Below are 17218 nucleotides of genomic sequence, written 5' to 3'. Positions count from 1 at the left end.
AAATTTGACCAAGTTTAGCATTTCTATATATGAATCAAAGTGCTATTTAAGTGAAATTGTTATCTGGAATATTGATATCGCTGGGCGTTTCTCAATTGCAGCTGAACAGAATTAAGCGGGCATGAATATGTTTAAAAAATAAACGTGTCCTCAGTTGTAACATTCTATTGAAGATGCGAGCTATGCCTTATTTTTTCAGCGCTTTCATCGTATAATGTCGGCAATTATTTGTTCGCATAATATTATGGTTATGCGAATGTTGTTTTTTCTATAGAGGAGTCCTACGTGGCCCAATATATTTACACGATGAACCGTGTGTCGAAGATGGTTCCGCCTAAGCGCGAAATCCTGAAAGACATCTCTTTATCATTTTTCCCAGGTGCAAAAATTGGTGTGCTTGGTTTAAACGGTGCAGGTAAATCGACCTTGCTTCGTATTATGGCGGGCGTAGATAAAGATTTCTCAGGTGAAGCACGTGCTCAACCGGGTATTAAAATCGGTTATCTTGAGCAGGAACCACCATTAGATCCAAATAAAGACGTTCGTGGTAACGTTGAAGATGGTTTACGTGAACCTCTAGATGCTTTGGCACGTCTGGATGAAGTATTTGCAGAATATGCAGCAGAAGATGCTGACTTTGATGCACTTGCCAAAGAACAAGAGAAGTTGGAAGCGATTATCCAGACTTGGGATGCACATAACCTAAGCAACCAGATGGATCAGGCCGCAGCTGCATTAAACCTTCCAGCTTGGGATGCAGACGTAAAACTGCTTTCAGGTGGTGAACGTCGCCGTGTTGCACTCTGTCGTTTATTACTTTCTAAACCAGACATGTTGCTTCTTGATGAACCGACCAACCATTTGGATGCAGAATCTGTAACTTGGTTAGAACGTTTCTTGAAAGACTTTGCCGGTACAATTGTTGCGATTACGCATGACCGTTATTTCTTGGATAACGTGGCCGAGTGGATTCTGGAGCTTGACCGTGGACATGGTATTCCTTACCAAGGCAACTATTCTTCTTGGTTGGAACAGAAAAATGCCCGCTTAGAGCAAGAGAACAAGCAGGAAGAATCTTTTGCGAAAGCATTGAAGAAAGAACTTGAATGGGTTCGTTCAAATGCTAAAGGTCAGCAAAAGAAAAACAAAGCACGTATGGAACGTTTTGAAGAGTTGAACTCTAAAGAATTCCAGCAACGTAACGAAACTTCTGAAATCTACATTCCACCTGGTGCACGCTTAGGGAACAAGGTTGTAGATGTTGAAGGCATTAGCAAATCGTTTGATGGTCGTTTGCTCTATGAGAACTTAACCTTCTCTGTGCCACCGACTGCGATTGTAGGTATTGTGGGTCCTAACGGTGCAGGTAAAACCACACTGTTCCGTATGATGACCGGCGAGCAACAACCCGATACCGGTACGGTAACTCTGGGTGAGTCAGTTAAAGTGGCTTACGTAGGGCAGTTGCGTGATACTTTGGATGACAATAAAACCGTTTGGGAAGAAATTTCTGGTGGTTTAGATATCTTGAAAGTGGGCGATTACGAAATCGCATCACGTGCTTATATCGGTCGTTTCAACTTTAAAGGCCAAGATCAGCAAAAACGTGTTGGCAGCTTGTCTGGTGGTGAGCGTAACCGTCTGCAACTTGCAAAAGTCTTGCAGCAAGGCGCAAACGTGATTTTGCTGGATGAACCATCAAACGACTTGGATATCGAAACGTTACGTGCGCTGGAGGATGCAATTCTTGTATTCCCGGGTACCGTAATGGTGGTATCGCATGACCGTTGGTTCCTGGACCGTATTGCAACACACATCTTGTCGTTTGAAAATGAACAGCCTGAATTCTATGCGGGTAACTATGCTGAATATGAAGCATATCGCCAGTCACGTTTAGGTGATGCTGCTGCACAAAAGCGTTCTAAATACAAAAAAATCGGTTAATTACTTATTTTGATGTAAATAAAAAAACCAGCCTGAGGGCTGGTTTTTTTATTTACATTTTTTAGCAAAAGGCCAAGCTATCAAAAGCTTTTTGTAATTCTGCTTTCACCTCAGGATGACCTTGATGTACAGCTTGCTCTAAGCACTGCTCTGCATGAATATAGCTACGGTCTAACCTAACTGACCATTTAGCTCGCTTAAACCCATTTTATATTGAACTTCTTTATCTCCTGTTAATGCTGCGCGGAGGTAAAACTACATTGCATTACGTACATCCTGATTCTCTTGAAGTGTTGAATCGGATGTTTTTATTTATTTTTCAAATGAATGATTTGTAATTGACTGCTTATAAAATATATAAATATTTTATTGGCTTTATAAAATTTAACGAGATAGTCATGTGATGTTAAAACAGTGGTAATAAGTTAAATTATTTAAAAATAATAAGGAACTTTAAAATGAGCACATCTCACGGGCATGATCATAGTCATGCGGTTGTGACCGAAAATAATGCCAAGAAATTAACCTTTGCCTTGGTGCTGACCACCACATTTTTAATTGTAGAAGTGATCGCCGGTTTTATCACGCAAAGTTTGGCTTTACTCTCTGATGCAGCCCATATGTTTACGGATGCTGCTGCGCTTGCGATAGCACTGGTGGCAATAAAAATAGGCAAGCTTCCTGCCGATGATAAGCGTACTTTTGGCTATCAGCGCTTTGAAATTCTGGCAGCTGTGTTTAATGCATCGATGCTATTTGTCGTGGCGATGTATATTTTGTATGAGGCCTATCAGCGTTTCTCCAATCCGCCTGAAATTCAAAGTGTGGGAATGATGAGCGTGGCGATTATAGGCCTGATCATTAATCTGATTTCGATGAAAATTCTATTTTCAAGCAGTCAGGACAGTCTGAATATAAAAGGGGCGTACTTGGAGGTCTTGAGTGATGCTGTAGGTTCTGTAGGCGTGTTTATTGGGGCAGTGATTATTTATTTCACTCACTGGGTTTGGGTTGATACCTTAATTGCGGTACTGATTGGTTTTTGGGTACTGCCTCGAACCTGGGTTTTATTGAAGCAAAGTATCAATATTTTGCTTGAAGGTGTGCCGGAAGAAATTGATATTGAAAAACTGCGCAATGATTTGCTGAATTTAAAAGATGTCGAAAGTATTCATCAGCTCAAGGTTTGGGCGATTACTTCGAAGAATGTGCATCTGACCGTGCATTTATATGCACCACAGGCAGATCGTAATGCCCTGTATCAGCAGGCTTTGGAAATGTTAAGCCACATACATGGTATTACTGAAATGACCCTGCAGATTGAAGAAGATGAATGTCTTGCGCATTCACATGGTCATCCGGATGACAATCCACCACAATCTCCTTATCAGCATGAAGATTCACATCAGCACGACGACTGAACATGGGGCTGATGTGAAAGCAGTTTTATTTTAAATTTCCCACTCGTGGTTGCATTCACGACATTTCCATTTTTTTTGTGACTGCATAAAACCTTGCATCGAGATTTTAAAGTCCGGCAGGTCGCGGTAGAACAAAAAGCCTGCGATCAAACACAGTACAAATACCGCCACTGTTGCTGATTGCAGGGTAGTGCCGGCGCCATCGCCAAAAATCCACATTGCAATACTAATTAAAACCAACAGCAATAAGATGAAAACAGCAGGAATTAAAAAGACTAAACTTTTAGGGACAACTGGACGTACCGCAGGTCCACCTGATTGTGCAACAGGCATAATTTTAGGGCTTTGGCATTTTGGGCAACGGTATTGCATTGCAACTCCACAATTCTAATCTATGGGTTATTCTAATCGGAATGCCACAGAAATCAAAAACACAGTTATGAAAAAAGATAAATAAAAACTTAGGCAATAAAAAAGCCACTGAATAGGTCAGTGGCTTTTTTGAATTTGGCGTCCCTACGGGGATTCGAACCCCGGTTACCGCCGTGAAAGGGCGATGTCCTAGGCCTCTAGACGATAGGGACTTATCGAGGCAACACAGGTAAAACATGAGATGGTGGAGTCAAGGAGGATCGAACTCCTGACCTCTACAATGCCATTGTAGCGCTCTACCAACTGAGCTATGACCCCAGTCTGTGTGGACGCAATATTAGGGATATTGCATCCACACGTCAACTATAAAATCACTTATGCTTCATCAACTGCGTCATTTTTCGGCAATTTTAAGCTTTCATTGAGTTTTTCCCAAACTTTTGTTTCTTTTTTGCTCGGAACGCCAACAATTTCAAGTGCATGACGTAAACGTGCAAAAGTTAAATCAGGTCCAATGGTCACCATTGACTGCATAACCGGGGTTGAACTGGTCGAACCGGCAATGGCAGTAAAGAAAGCAGGCATGAAATCACGAAGCTTAACTTCCATCTGAGTTGCCAAGTCCATTAAAGTTTGGCTAACCGTATCGTTATTCCAGCTAAATAAGCTTTCTAAGCGCCAAATCGCGAATTGCAGGCTTTGACGAACCTGTTCTTCAGACAATTTTTTGCTTTCAAATTGTTCTTTAGACAATTGCGGGAATTGATTGAAGTAGAAGCCAGCCCAGTTCACGGCTTCAGACAACAAGTTGATACGCGGTTGAATCGCAGCAGCAATCTCTTCCAACATTTTACGGTCTGCTTTCCAGGCCAAAAGTGTATTTAACAATTCGGCAGGAGAGAGCGCTTTAATCCACTGACCATTGAGCCAGTTAAGCTTTTCTACATCAAAGATTGGACCACCGAGCGATACACGCTTAATGTCGAAATGTTCAATCATTTTTGCCAAAGTGAATTTTTCACTTTCGTCCGGCATTGACCAGCCCATACGGCCTAAATAGTTCAATAGAGCTTCAGGAAGTACGCCAATATCTTTGTAGTAATTGATGGAAGTTGGGTTCTTACGTTTAGACAGTTTTGATTTATCCGGATTACGTAATAATGGCATGTGACAAAGCACAGGCATATCCCAGCCAAAGTATTGGTACAACAACTGGTGTTTAGGTGCAGATGGAATCCACTCTTCACCACGAATCACATGGGTAATTTGCATTAAATGGTCATCGACCACATTGGCCAAATGGTACGTTGGCAAGCCATCGGTTTTAAGCAAAATTTGCATATCGACTTGCGCCCATGGAATTTCCACTTCACCACGCAGCATATCGTCAAATTTACAGCTACCTTCAGCGGGTACTTTCATACGAATAACGTGCGCTTCGCCTGAAGCTAAACGACGTTGAACTTCATCTTCAGATAAAAGTAAACCACGACCGTCGTAACGCGGGCTTTCGCCGCGAGCTTGCTGTTCGGTACGCATCTGATCCAACTCTGCACTCGTTGCGAAGCAGTAAAATGCATGACCCTTTTCAACAAGTTCTAAAGCATATTTTTTATAGATGTCCATACGTTCAGATTGACGATATGGTGCATGAGGACCACCAATATCGGGACCTTCTGACCAATTCAAACCTAACCAACGCAATGAATCTAAAATCATTTTTTCAGATTCAGGGGTTGAGCGAAGTTGATCGGTGTCTTCAATACGAAGAATAAACTCTCCACCATGCTGTTTGGCAAAACATAAGTTAAACAAGGCAATGTATGCAGTGCCTACATGTGGGAAGCCTGTAGGAGAAGGGGCAATACGAGTACGAACAGTCATAATGAATATTTTTCAGAATGTGAATAGAAAGTATTATAACGAAAAAGCCTAATCATCTTAATGTTAAATTCAACATTGAGAGGATTAGGCTTCGTCTAAACTTCTTAAAGCGGCAAGAAGTTCGGTATTAAGTTAAGAATTATTTTGCGGGAAAAATACTTGGACAAAACGGCTAAATTTTTGATTTTGAGCAGCAAAAAAGCTTTGTGTAGGTGCAGCTTTAATTTCAGTCAGGACTTTTAAATCATTGTCATTACGGAAAGTATTCGAACCTTGCTTTTGTTGTTGTAACGCTTTTTCAATCAGCGATGTTTTTTCAGGTAAAACACTGATTTTGGCATCGGTGGCTTTAATGGCAGCTGTATGACCGACTTGAGCCATCAAGCCTAAAGTTAGACTTAAACTCAATGCTGTTATAACTGGTGTAAATTTCATTTCCACATCCCCCTTTCTGGTCTGGAACTCTCTAGATTTTCTTTTTATATTCTAGTGATACCATTTAAACACATAAAAAAATATAAAAGTAGAACTGGGTCACACTTTCTTACAAAAGGATAAAAAACCCATTCAATGTAGCTCCTTTGTATCAAATAACTATGGAGACAACATGAAGATTTATAGCAAAGATGAAGATTTATACTGGTTTATGAGTCTTTTAGTATTAAAAATGCATAGAAAAGCATTTTATTAGATATCCATAAAACTGATTTTTAATCAATAAAAAAATATAAATATATGATTGTTAAAAATATTTTAGATTTATATAGTGCTTTTAATCATTAAGTACGAGTTTAAAATCATGAAAAAAATAATAGCATCTACAATTCTGGCGGTATTAGGAGGACTCACCTCACATAGCTTCGCTGCAAAAGATTTTCTCAATGTTTCCTATGATCCGACGCGTGAATTTTATCAAGAATATAATCAGGCATTTGGTGATTTCTGGAAACAGCGAACTGGACAAGAAGTGAATTTCAAACAATCCCATGGCGGTTCAGGCAAGCAAGCGCGTTCCGTGATTGATGGTTTACAAGCTGATGTGGTGACTCTGGCTTTGGCCAATGATATAGAAGAAATTGTAAATGCAGGTTTAATCAATAAAAACTGGCAAAAACAGTTCCCGAATAATTCAGCACCTTATACCTCGATCGTGGTGTTCCTGGTACGCAAAGGCAATCCTAAAAATATTAAAGACTGGAATGATTTAACCAAGCCAGGGGTAGAAATTATCACGCCAAATCCTAAAACCGGGGGCGCGCCACGCTGGATTTATCTTTCGGCTTGGGGCTATGCGCTAAAACAACCGGGCGGTAACGATGCCAAAGCCAAAGAGTTGGTGAAAAAGCTTTATCAAAACGTGAAAGTGCTTGATTCGGGTGCACGCGGTTCATTAACCACTTTTGCGGAACGTGGCATTGGCGATGTGTTGTTGTCTTGGGAAAATGAAGCCTTACTGGCAACTCAGGGTTTGGGTAAAGATAAATATCAGATTATTTATCCCTCTATTTCAATTTTGGCAGAGCCATCGGTCGCGATTGTCGATAAAAATGTGGATAAAGAGGGTAACCGTAATTTAGCTAAAGGTTACCTGAATTATTTATATTCACCCAAGGGACAGGATTTGGCTGCACAATATTTCTTCCGTCCACGTAATCCGCAAATCGCAGCAAAATATGCGGCGCAATTTCCAAAAATCAAACTGTTTACCATTGGTGATGTGTTTGGTGGCTGGGCTAAAGCTCAAAAAACCCACTTTGTGAATGGTGCGATTTTTGATCAAATTTATAGTGAGAAAAACTAAATTTCATTGATGATTAAAGATTTTTAGCAGAAGCGGATAATGATTATTATCCGTTTTTTGCATATATAATTCAGAAAACAGTATATATACGGAATAAGTAAGTTGTTTAATTTATCTTGAATAAAAACATGAATTTAATATTTTGGTGAAGTATTCGGTTGAATGCACAAGGGTTTAATTCATTGCGATTTATGATTTTATTTCATATATTTAGCAGTAATGAAGATAACTAGTCTGTACTGTGATGAAAAATCAATTTAAAGCGTTATTCAGTGCGGCATTGCTGGCAACCGGCATTGCATTTACTGCAACCACTGCTCAGGCAGATCGTGAATTTTTAAATGTATCTTATGATGCAACCCGTGAATTTTATGATGAATTTAATAAATCATTTGGGGCTTACTGGAAACAACATACCGGCCATACGGTAAATTTTAAACAGTCGCACGGTGGTTCAGGTAAACAAGCGCGTTCAGTGGTAGATGGCTTACAAGCTGATGTGGTGACCCTGGCTTTGGCCAATGATATTGAAGAAATTGTTAAATCAGGTCAAATCCAGCCGGGTTGGCAAAAAGAGTTTCCATATAACTCTGCACCTTATACCTCTACCATCGTATTTATGGTGCGTAAAGGCAATCCAAAGCATATTAAAGACTGGTCTGATTTAACCAAACCGGGCGTGCAAATTATTACCCCAAATCCGAAAACCGGTGGGTTGCCACGGTGGGTATATTTATCTGCTTGGGGGTATGCACTTAAGCAACCGGGTGGTACTGATGCTAAAGCCAAAGAGTTCGTGGGTAAAATGTACCACAACGTAAAAGTAATGGACTCGGCTGCGCGCGCATCAATGACCACTTTTGCTGAACGTGGCATTGGTGATGTATTGCTGACTTGGGAAAATGAAGCTCTGGTGACTCAAAAGAGCATAGGTAAAAATAAGTTCGACATTATCTATCCTTCGATGTCAATTTTGACTGAACCTTCAGTGGCAATTGTAGATAAAAATGTCGAAAAAGATGGCAATAAATGGTTAGCCAAAGGCTATATCAATTACTTGTACTCACCATTGGGTCAAGAAATGGCAGCAAAATATTTCTACCGTCCACGTAATCCAGAAGTGCTCGCTAAATATTCTGCTCAATTCCCTAAAATTAAAACGTTTACCATTGATGACGTGTTTGGTGGCTGGGCTCAAGCGCAAAAAACACATTTTGTGAATGGGGCAACTTTCGATCAGATTTATAACACTCGTAAATAACGGATTGATCTCGCCTAAAAAAAGCCTCCTGTATAGGGGGCTTTTTTATTTCTGACTAGAGGTGTTTTTAAAAAAAATTGAATTAAAAATATAACTTTAATTTTTTACTCCTCAATAAGACGTTTGCATTGATGATCATCATTTTTAGCCTGAATTTGCTGTTAGGGATGGGTTTTAAAATAAGCCCGAATTATACTCTAGCTCTAATTTTGATATGAGAAAACTACAGATCTGGATCACCTGTCAAAGATAAACAACCAGAATATTCTGCTTGGTCTTTGAGTTGTTGATCATTGGTGTGGGAAAGAGCCTGATTTTAACAAACAATTTGCACCCGTATTGAGCTGTTAAAATGCGATAAAAGCACATGAAAGATGACTTAAATCTGCGTTGCATAAATCCAAGAACGGTTTTCTCTATAGAAAGTAATATTTCCCTACAAAAAGTCGTTTGGAGCTTTATCAAAACAAGGTAATAATGTGCAGTTAAATTTTTCATAGTATTGATTGAACCCTTATGTCGCATATTTCTGTATTACTTCACGAAACTGTTGATGCCTTATTGGCAGATCGAAATACAGGAATTTATGTCGATGGTACTTTTGGCCGAGGGGGTCATACCCGTTTTTTGCTTTCTAAATTAGATGAAAATGCACGTGTATACGGCTTTGATAAAGATCCGCAAGCGTTGGAAGCTGCAGCAATATTAGAGCAAGAAGATTCACGGTTTAAAATTATTCATGCCAGTTTTGCCGATCTAAAACAAGAGCTTGAAGCACGAGGTATTGGTTTGGTTGATGGCGTGATGGCAGATTTAGGGGTATCTTCCCCACAGCTCGATCAGGCTGAACGCGGTTTTAGTTTTATGAAAGATGGGCCACTGGATATGCGGATGGACAATTCAAAAGGTCCGACTGCGGCTGAATGGCTGGTTAATATTGAAGAAGAAGCCTTGGCCAATGCTATTTTTCAATATGGTGAAGAACGTTATAGTCGCCGTATTGCCAAAGCGATTAAAGCTGCGGGCTATATTGAAACGACTGCACAACTGGCTGAAATTGTGAAAGTTGCCCATCCGAAATGGGAAAAAAATAAACATGCAGCCACCCGAACTTTTCAGGGCATCCGTATTGCCATTAATAAAGAATTAGAAGATATTGAAGCATTCTTGCCGCAAGCAGTGGATGTACTAAAAACTGGGGGGCGTTTGGCTGTGATTAGTTTCCACTCCTTAGAAGATCGTTTAATTAAACAGTTTATTCAAAAAGAATCGACTTTAGCGGAAGATACCAGTTGGGGGATGCCACAAGAACGGGAAGATACTCGTCGTTTAAAGAAAATTTCCCGAGTACGTGCCAGTGAAGAAGAGATTAAAGCCAATTTTCGTTCACGTAGTGCATGGCTTAGAGTTGCAGAACGCTTAGCTTCGAAAGGCGAATAATGAAAACTGAAGTTGTTGAAAAGAAAGCAGAAAAAGTGGCGATGAAAAAAACCATCAGTTATATCGTTTTACTGGTATTGGTTTTTTTTAGCGCACTTATGGTGGTGTTTCAAGTCTTTGAATATCGTCATGATTATCGTGAATTAAGTTCTTTTACGCGCGAAAAGGATGACCTGAATGCAGAGTGGGGGCGTTTGCTCATCGAGCAGCAAACCTTTGGTGCAACCGCACAGATAGGCACACGTGCTGTGACGCAGTTGCGAATGTATTCTCCTCCTGCAGCACAGACAGTTGTAATTTCTTTACCAATGACTTCAGACGAGAAAAAATAAGGCTAGCTGTAATATGGTGGACAACAGAAACAAGCAAGTGCGTAAAAAGCAGCAGCCGATTACGGATAAAAACACCCTAAGCGTGGATATGTGGCGTTTTTATCTGATGTGGAGTGTGGTTTTACTCTGCTTTATAGCTTTAGTGGGTCGTGCATTTTATGTACAGGTTATCAATAAAGACTTTTTGCAAAACAAAGCCAATGCCAATATTTTAAGAACGGAAAAAGTCAAGGCAATGCGCGGCGTGATTTATGATCGTCATGGTGTACCTTTGGCCATTAGTACGCCGGTCATGAAAGTGGTGATTGATCCGCGTGATTATTTTGAAACTAAAAAACAGTTTGATGAGATTACAGCTGAACTGGCTAAAGATCCCACTAACCGTAAATTAAAACGTCAATTACCGGATAAAAACTTAAATCTGGATGAACTTGCCGATGCAGTAGGAATTGATCGTGCCGAGTTGAAAAAGAAAATGAACGAGAAACCTCGTTCACGTTATTTGGTTCTGCAAAAAGAAATTCCACCGCAGCAGGCTGAACTGATTGCCAAACGTGAGTTCCAAGGCGTTTATACCGAGAAAAACTATAAGCGTTATTATCCACAGCCACAGCCGAATGCACAAATTATTGGCTTGACCAATAGTGAAGGGATCGGGATCGAAGGTCTGGAAATGCAGCTGAATGATGCTTTATCAGGTCAGGATGGCGCGCAACAAGTGGTACGCGACAAAAAAGGCAATCGTTTCAAAGACCCTGAAGTGACTAAAGAAGTGGAAGCTGGGGAAAATATCACCTTAAGTATTGATTCACGTCTGCAATATATTATGTACCGTGAATTGACTGCTGCAGGGGTAGCCAATAACGCCCGTTCAGCGACTGCCATAGCCGTGGATATCAAAACGGGGGAAATTCTGGCCATGACCAGTTGGCCGTCTTATAACCCGAACGATAAAAAAAGTTTAGGCAATAAAGATGCCATGCGTAACCGTGGTGCAGTCGATTCATTTGAACCAGGTTCAACCATGAAACCCTTGACTGTCGCTATGGCGCTGGAAAGTGGCAAATACACGCCAAACTCAGTGGTAAATACTTCACCCGGCAGTATGCGTATTGGCAACCATACCATTCGTGATACGCATAACTATGGCGTACTCACTTTGGGTGGCATTATCCAGAAATCATCGAACGTCGGTGTTGCGAAACTTGCATTGTCCTTGCCTTATGCCACCTTACCGACTTTTTATAAGCGGGTAGGAATGGGGCAGCGTTCAGCAGTGAAATTCCCGGGTGAAAGTGGAGGCTTAATCTTGCCGCCCAGCAAATGGAATGTCTCTGAAGTGGGCACCATGGCTTACGGTTATGGCCTGAATGCGACTGTGCTGCAAATTGCGGATGCCTATGCCATGCTTGCCAATAAAGGTGTCAAGGTTCCTTTAAGTTTATATAAACTGGAACAGCCACCGAAAGGTGAGCAAATCATTGATGCGAAAATTGCCGATCAAGTGCTTTTGATGATGGAAACAGCGACATTGCCAGGTGGAACGGCTACACGTGCCACTATTCCGGGCTATCGTGTGGCCGGTAAAACGGGTACTGCACATAAGCTACGTGCTGACCGTAAAGGTTATTCAACCAGCGAATATCGTGCTTTATTTGCCGGTGTCGCACCAGTGAGCGATCCGCGTTTGGCCATGATTGTCGTGGTGGAAAACCCTCAAGGTTCTTACTATGGGGGGACGGTATCTGCGCCTGTATTCGCACGGGTCATGCAAGAATCGCTACGTTTAATGAATGTGCCTTTAGATAGACCTTTAGATATTCCCAAAATTCAGTAACAGGTGATGAATGTCCATTACATTTCAAGATCTCTACACCGCTGACAAAATCACTGAATGGATGACCAAGCCATTCAGTGGCTTTGGTTTACATAGCCGTAATGTTGAGTCAGGGCAAATTTTTATTGCCCTGAATAGTTTTTCTCAACCGGAAAAAACCTTGCAGTTTGCACAGTCGGCTTTGGCAAATGGTGCCTTGGCTGTGGTCAGTGAAGCCGATTTAGGCTTGGATAATAGTGTTGTTGTGCCGAATGTCCGTCATCTGATGGGAGCGTGGCAAAAGCAATATTTACAAGCGACTCAGCCCATACCCGTGCCTCGAATTCTTGCGGTGACGGGGACCAACGGTAAAACCACCATTTCACGACTTGTTGCTGAATTATTAATGTTGCAGGGAAAAAAATGTGCGGTAATGGGAACCACAGGAAACGGAATTTTACCGAATCTGGAAGCGTCTTCGCATACCACATTAGATGCATTACACCTGCAAAATGCCTTGTATGGCTATGCACAGCAAGCTGCAGAGTTTGCTGCGATTGAAGCCAGTTCACATGGTTTGGAACAAGGCCGTTTGAATGGCTGCGATATTGAAATTGCAGCTTATAGTAATTTAAGCCGTGATCATCTGGATTATCACGGGACGCTTGAAGCTTATGCTGAAGCCAAGTCGCGCTTATTTGAATTTCCAACTTTGAAAGTGGCAATTATCAATATCGATGATGAACATGCCCAGATCATGATTGATGCAGCAAAAACCAATCCTGCACAACCGAAAATTCTGACTTATTCAACCACGCAGCCAGCGGATTATCAGGTTGAAAATATTCAATACAGTTTAAATGGTGCACACTTTAAATTGATTACCCAGCAGGGTAAGTTGGATGTTCAGAGTCCATTGCTGGGTCATTTTAATATCGAAAACCTGGTTGCAAGTTTGGTGACTGCAGAGCAAGCCGGCTTTGATCTTACAGCACTGATTTCAACCGTTGCCCAATTGAAAGGTGCGCCGGGTCGGATGCAGGTGATTCGTGACGAAGACCGATTATTTGTGGTGGATTATGCGCATACACCAGATGCCTTGATTCAGGTGCTTACAACGTTGAAACGTCATGTATCCAATCAGTTGTGGGCAGTATTTGGCTGTGGTGGGGATCGTGATCGTGGCAAGCGTCCACTCATGACTCAAGCAGCACTCAATGGTGCAGATATTGCCTTGATTACTTCAGATAATCCACGTACTGAAAATCCAGAACAAATCTTTGCTGACATGAAAGCAGGTGTGGATTTTTCAGCATATGCGGTGCATGAAATTCATGACCGCCGTGAAGCGATTAAATTTGCCGTGCAAAATGCCCAAGCAGGCGATATTGTAGTTATTGCTGGTAAAGGTCATGAAAATTATCAAGAAATTGACAGTGTGCGTCACTGGTTTGATGATGTGATCGAAGTGCAATCGGCAATCGATACACAGCATCACACCCCAGATTCAGCTTATCCGGCTCAATAGGAAACAACCATGCATACATCGACTACCAGTACAGTACCTTTGGAGTCGTGGACAGCTGCACAGCTTGCGGATGCCACACAAGGTTACTGGTTGAATGAGAAAGTGCCTCAAGGCGACATTAAACGGATTTTAACGGATTCCCGTGAGGCTGAAAAAGCTGATGTTTTTTTAGCCCTGCAAGGCGAACGTTTTGATGCACATGATTTTATTGCTCTAGTCGCAGCACAGGGTTGCGAAATTGCTATAGTCAGTCATCCGGTCGATGCAGATATTTGCCAACTGGTGGTTGCAGATACGCGTTTGGCCCTCGGTCATTTAGGCGCATATCGCCGTGCGCAAAATCCACAGTTGAAAGTAATTGCGCTGACCGGCAGTAGCGGTAAAACCACCACCAAAGAAATGCTTGGAAGTATTTTATCGCGTTTGGCACCGACACTTATTACTCGCGGTAACTTGAATAATGATTTAGGTGTGCCGGTGATGTTGCTCGAGCTTCGTGCTGAACATCAATATGCCGTGATGGAACTCGGTGCGAGTCATCAAGGTGAAATTGATTACACCTCAAATCTGGTTCAACCGCATGTTGCCGGGATCATTAACATTGGTACTGCGCATTTGGGTGAGTTTGGTGGACGCGAGGGTATCTGTCGGGCTAAATCTGAAATTTATGCGCATATCGCCAAAACCGGCACCTCGATTGTTCCGGCTGCAGATGATTTTACCGATACGATCCGTCAGGCCGTACAAACCGAACAGCTATTAAGCTTTGGTGATAAGGGGGATGTTTTTGCAACGGAAATTGAATTGCATCCGCAATCATCCGGTTTTACTTTAAATACACCGAATGGTGTACGCCAAGTCAACCTGCCCTTTGCCGGTGAGCATAATGTGCAAAACGCCACTGCTGCGACCGCTTTTGCACTCGCAATTGGTATTGCTTTGGATGATATTGTGACCGGTCTGGAACAGGCGACAGGTGCAAAAGGTCGCTTGAATTTCATTCAAGCTAAAAAACATTTGTTCATTGATGATACCTACAACGCCAATCCGACCTCGATGCGTGCAGCAGCTGAAGTGCTTGCCCAGCAAGAGGGGATAAAAGTGATGGTGATTGGTGATATTGGTGAATTAGGCGCAAGTGCGGCACAACAACATTATATGCTGGGTCGAGATCTGGTTGCGACAGGGGTCAATTTTGTGGTGGCTGTGGGTGAGTTTTCGCCTGCCACTCAGGAAGGCGCGCGCAGTACCCAATATGGTAAAAAAATGCAGGCTTTCCTGACTCAGGAACAAGCCCTCCCTTTCTTACTGAGTCTAATTGAAACACATCAACCTCAATCCATGAGTTTCCTGTTCAAAGGTTCTCGTTATACCCATATGGAAACATTGATGGCTGATTTGATGGAGAAACTTTAATGCTGTTGTGGCTATTTGAACAACTGGCGGGTTATAACAGCTCGTTTCAGGTGGTTCGTTATCTAACATTACGTGCTTTGCTCAGTGTCTTAACTGCACTGACCATTGGACTGGTCTTGGGCCCGGTGATGATCCGTAAGCTACAAGCACTCAAATACGGCCAAGCAGTCAGTTCATTTGCTCCTGAAGGTCATGCCAAGAAAATGGGTACACCAACCATGGGTGGGGTATTGATCCTGCTTTCGATTGGTATTTCAACCTTGCTTTGGGCCGATTTGTCCAATCCGTATGTCTGGATTGTACTTGCGGTGATGGTAATTTTTGGTGCCGTGGGCTGGGCAGATGACTGGATTAAAGTCCGTTATAAAGATAATGCTGGCTTGCCTGCGAAGAAAAAATTCTTTTGGACTTCAGTCGGTTCTTTAGGTGCAGGTATTGCGCTGTATGTGATTGCGACGCAGCAGGCGAATCCTGTGCATACTGCGAATATGCTGGATCTGCTGATTCCATTCTTTAAAAATTTCAGTATTCCTTTGTCCGCTATTCCATTGGGTATCGGTTTTATTATCTTTACTTATCTGGTGATTAACGGTGCATCCAATGCAGTCAACCTGACGGATGGTCTGGATGGTTTGGCAATTATGCCAATCGTCCTTGTTGCCGCAGGTTTGGGAGTGTTTGCCTACCTTGCAGGTGATATTCGTTTTGCCAATTATCTGCATCTGCCGTATGTGAAATACTCCTCGGAACTGGTGGTGATCTGTGCAGCAATGATTGGTGCAGGTCTGGCATTCCTTTGGTATAACGCACATCCAGCTCAAGTGTTTATGGGTGATGTCGGTGCATTATCTTTGGGTGCAATGTTGGGTACAATTGCGGTGATGGTTCGCCAAGAAATCGTGTTTGCGATTATGGGCGGTGTGTTTGTGGTCGAAGCGATTTCGGTATTCCTGCAAATTGGTTCACTGCGTATGCGAAATAAACGTGTATTCCTGATGGCACCTCTACATCACCATTACGAGAAAAAAGGCTGGCGTGAAACCCAAGTGGTGATTCGTTTCTGGATTATCACGATTATGCTGGTAGTTTTAGGCTTAATGACCTTAAAATTGCGTTAAGCAAATATTCGAAAAGCCGGCATTTGCTCCCACATCTGCCGGCTTTTTTATCGCCTGATTTTCAGGCACTGGAGAAAATATGAATCTGCTGATGTGTCCTGTATGTCATGAAGCACTGAAACTGACCGAGAAAACATGGCGCTGTGCCAATAATCACAGTTATGACGTGGCAAAACAGGGTTATGTTAATTTGCATGTAGTCCAGCATAAACACAGCAAGAACCCGGGCGATACTGTGGAATCGGTGCAGGCGCGCCGTGCATTTTTAAGTGCCGGGTTCTATGCACCTTTGCAAAAGGCAGTGGTTGATAAAATTCGAGAATTACGCATTGAAAACCTGCTGGATCTTGGCTGTGGTGAAGGTTATTACACCAATGCCATGCAGGCAGAAGTACTGCAATGTATAGGTGTAGATATTGCCAAAAATGCGGTACAGGTTGCGGCCAAGCTGAATAAAAAAGTGACCTGGGTGGTGGGGACGGGTGCCACACTTCCTGTGCTAGATGCTTCAATTGACTTATGTACCAGTTTGTTTAGTCCTATTCCCAAGCAGGAAATATTGCGCGTACTGAAGCCGAATGCCTATTTAATGGTGGTGACCCCTGCAACTGAACACTTATATGCATTGCGTGAGGCATTGTTTGAAGAAGTGAATCCACATGAACCACATAAGTTTGTTGACCAATTGACAGATGCTTTTGAATTAATAGATGAAAGTATTGTTGACGCGCCTTTTATTCTGCAACAGGCGGATTTGAAAAACCTGATTGCGATGACGCCGTATGCGTATAAAGCAAAACCGGAACGCCGACAGGCACTGGAGCAGAATGAGCAAGTCGCGTTAAAAGGGCAATTTCAAATTTATTTGTTTAAAAAGAAATAAGC

14 protein-coding genes and 2 tRNA genes are annotated in these 17218 nt (G+C 42.1%); 11 read left to right on the top strand and 5 right to left on the bottom strand.

Features of this window, described 5'->3' with window-relative positions; all coding sequences use genetic code 11:
* Positions 1 to 285 precede the first annotated feature (285 nt).
* The gene (gene ettA / locus E0H80_RS13605) at positions 286 to 1944 is read left to right on the top strand and encodes an energy-dependent translational throttle protein EttA (protein ID WP_131366672.1); all 1659 of its coding nucleotides are present in this window, start codon (positions 286 to 288) and stop codon (positions 1942 to 1944) included.
* A gap of 458 nt (positions 1945 to 2402) precedes the next feature.
* Positions 2403 to 3365 carry a cation diffusion facilitator family transporter gene (locus E0H80_RS13595; RefSeq protein WP_131366670.1) on the top strand — a complete coding sequence of 321 codons (963 nt, stop codon included), beginning with the start codon at positions 2403 to 2405 and terminating at the stop codon, positions 3363 to 3365.
* A 30-nt stretch (positions 3366 to 3395) separates the two neighbouring features.
* Here E0H80_RS13595 and E0H80_RS13590 read toward each other — a convergent pair whose 3' ends face one another.
* The 5 genes from E0H80_RS13590 to E0H80_RS13570 all read right to left on the bottom strand — a co-directional run bounded on the left by E0H80_RS13590 (position 3396) and on the right by E0H80_RS13570 (position 6056).
* The gene (locus E0H80_RS13590; protein ID WP_131366668.1) at positions 3396 to 3737 is read right to left on the bottom strand and encodes a hypothetical protein; all 342 of its coding nucleotides are present in this window, start codon (positions 3735 to 3737) and stop codon (positions 3396 to 3398) included.
* A 136-nt stretch (positions 3738 to 3873) separates the two neighbouring features.
* Positions 3874 to 3949: transfer RNA gene (locus tag E0H80_RS13585), tRNA-Glu, on the bottom strand.
* A 30-nt stretch (positions 3950 to 3979) separates the two neighbouring features.
* Positions 3980 to 4055 (bottom strand) — tRNA-Ala (locus E0H80_RS13580).
* Between the two features lie 57 nt (positions 4056 to 4112).
* Positions 4113 to 5621, bottom strand: coding sequence for a glutamate--tRNA ligase (gene gltX, locus E0H80_RS13575; RefSeq protein ID WP_131366666.1), 1509 nt, complete (start codon positions 5619 to 5621; stop codon positions 4113 to 4115).
* A 132-nt stretch (positions 5622 to 5753) separates the two neighbouring features.
* Positions 5754 to 6056, bottom strand: a complete 303-nt coding sequence (locus E0H80_RS13570) for a hypothetical protein (protein ID WP_131366664.1) — start codon at positions 6054 to 6056, stop codon at positions 5754 to 5756.
* 364 nt (positions 6057 to 6420) lie between these two features.
* Between E0H80_RS13570 and E0H80_RS13565 the strand changes: the two genes are divergently transcribed.
* From E0H80_RS13565 to E0H80_RS13525, 9 genes are all read left to right on the top strand, one after another.
* Complete coding sequence (locus E0H80_RS13565; protein ID WP_131366662.1) at positions 6421 to 7422, top strand: sulfate ABC transporter substrate-binding protein; 1002 nt, start codon at positions 6421 to 6423, stop codon at positions 7420 to 7422.
* A gap of 244 nt (positions 7423 to 7666) precedes the next feature.
* Positions 7667 to 8683, top strand: a complete 1017-nt coding sequence (locus tag E0H80_RS13560; RefSeq protein WP_131366660.1) for a sulfate ABC transporter substrate-binding protein — start codon at positions 7667 to 7669, stop codon at positions 8681 to 8683.
* 516 nt (positions 8684 to 9199) lie between these two features.
* On the top strand, positions 9200 to 10123 hold the full coding sequence (gene rsmH / locus E0H80_RS13555) for a 16S rRNA (cytosine(1402)-N(4))-methyltransferase RsmH (protein WP_067868917.1): 924 nt from the start codon (positions 9200 to 9202) through the stop codon (positions 10121 to 10123).
* A 41-nt stretch (positions 10124 to 10164) separates the two neighbouring features.
* Positions 10165 to 10455, top strand: a complete 291-nt coding sequence (gene ftsL / locus E0H80_RS13550; RefSeq protein ID WP_416224595.1) for a cell division protein FtsL — start codon at positions 10165 to 10167, stop codon at positions 10453 to 10455.
* 13 nt (positions 10456 to 10468) lie between these two features.
* Positions 10469 to 12292, top strand: coding sequence for a penicillin-binding protein PBP3 (gene ftsI, locus E0H80_RS13545; RefSeq protein WP_131366656.1), 1824 nt, complete (start codon positions 10469 to 10471; stop codon positions 12290 to 12292).
* 10 nt (positions 12293 to 12302) lie between these two features.
* On the top strand, positions 12303 to 13799 hold the full coding sequence (locus E0H80_RS13540) for a UDP-N-acetylmuramoyl-L-alanyl-D-glutamate--2,6-diaminopimelate ligase (protein WP_131366654.1): 1497 nt from the start codon (positions 12303 to 12305) through the stop codon (positions 13797 to 13799).
* 9 nt (positions 13800 to 13808) lie between these two features.
* Complete coding sequence (locus tag E0H80_RS13535) at positions 13809 to 15215, top strand: UDP-N-acetylmuramoyl-tripeptide--D-alanyl-D-alanine ligase (RefSeq protein ID WP_131366652.1); 1407 nt, start codon at positions 13809 to 13811, stop codon at positions 15213 to 15215.
* A complete protein-coding gene (gene mraY, locus E0H80_RS13530) occupies positions 15215 to 16333 on the top strand; it encodes a phospho-N-acetylmuramoyl-pentapeptide-transferase (RefSeq protein ID WP_131366650.1) in 1119 nt (372 codons plus the stop codon). The genes E0H80_RS13535 and mraY overlap by 1 nt, the downstream gene beginning before the upstream one ends.
* 79 nt (positions 16334 to 16412) lie before the next feature.
* Positions 16413 to 17216 carry a putative RNA methyltransferase gene (locus E0H80_RS13525; protein WP_131366648.1) on the top strand — a complete coding sequence of 268 codons (804 nt, stop codon included), beginning with the start codon at positions 16413 to 16415 and terminating at the stop codon, positions 17214 to 17216.
* Positions 17217 to 17218: the final 2 nt, after the last annotated feature.

The sequence above is a fragment of the Acinetobacter sp. ANC 4779 genome (assembly GCF_004331055.1).
Classification (GTDB): Bacteria; Pseudomonadota; Gammaproteobacteria; order Pseudomonadales; family Moraxellaceae; genus Acinetobacter.
Note: the sequence above shows the minus strand (reverse complement) of the source record. Positions and strands in the feature narration are given on the sequence as shown.

Bases quoted from the DNA above. Each gene is read 5' to 3' on its own strand.
- E0H80_RS13595 (WP_131366670.1), top strand. From the start codon at position 2,403: ATGAGCACATCTCACGGGCATGATCATAGTCATGCGGTTGTGACCGAA.
- E0H80_RS13590 (WP_131366668.1), bottom strand. From the start codon at position 3,737: ATGCAATACCGTTGCCCAAAATGCCAAAGCCCTAAAATTATGCCTGTT.
- gltX (WP_131366666.1), bottom strand. From the start codon at position 5,621: ATGACTGTTCGTACTCGTATTGCCCCTTCTCCTACAGGCTTCCCACAT.
- E0H80_RS13570 (WP_131366664.1), bottom strand. From the start codon at position 6,056: ATGAAATTTACACCAGTTATAACAGCATTGAGTTTAAGTCTAACTTTA.
- E0H80_RS13565 (WP_131366662.1), top strand. From the start codon at position 6,421: ATGAAAAAAATAATAGCATCTACAATTCTGGCGGTATTAGGAGGACTC.
- E0H80_RS13560 (WP_131366660.1), top strand. From the start codon at position 7,667: ATGAAAAATCAATTTAAAGCGTTATTCAGTGCGGCATTGCTGGCAACC.
- rsmH (WP_067868917.1), top strand. From the start codon at position 9,200: ATGTCGCATATTTCTGTATTACTTCACGAAACTGTTGATGCCTTATTG.
- ftsL (WP_416224595.1), top strand. From the start codon at position 10,165: ATGAAAAAAACCATCAGTTATATCGTTTTACTGGTATTGGTTTTTTTT.
- ftsI (WP_131366656.1), top strand. From the start codon at position 10,469: ATGGTGGACAACAGAAACAAGCAAGTGCGTAAAAAGCAGCAGCCGATT.
- E0H80_RS13540 (WP_131366654.1), top strand. From the start codon at position 12,303: ATGTCCATTACATTTCAAGATCTCTACACCGCTGACAAAATCACTGAA.
- E0H80_RS13535 (WP_131366652.1), top strand. From the start codon at position 13,809: ATGCATACATCGACTACCAGTACAGTACCTTTGGAGTCGTGGACAGCT.
- mraY (WP_131366650.1), top strand. From the start codon at position 15,215: ATGCTGTTGTGGCTATTTGAACAACTGGCGGGTTATAACAGCTCGTTT.
- E0H80_RS13525 (WP_131366648.1), top strand. From the start codon at position 16,413: ATGAATCTGCTGATGTGTCCTGTATGTCATGAAGCACTGAAACTGACC.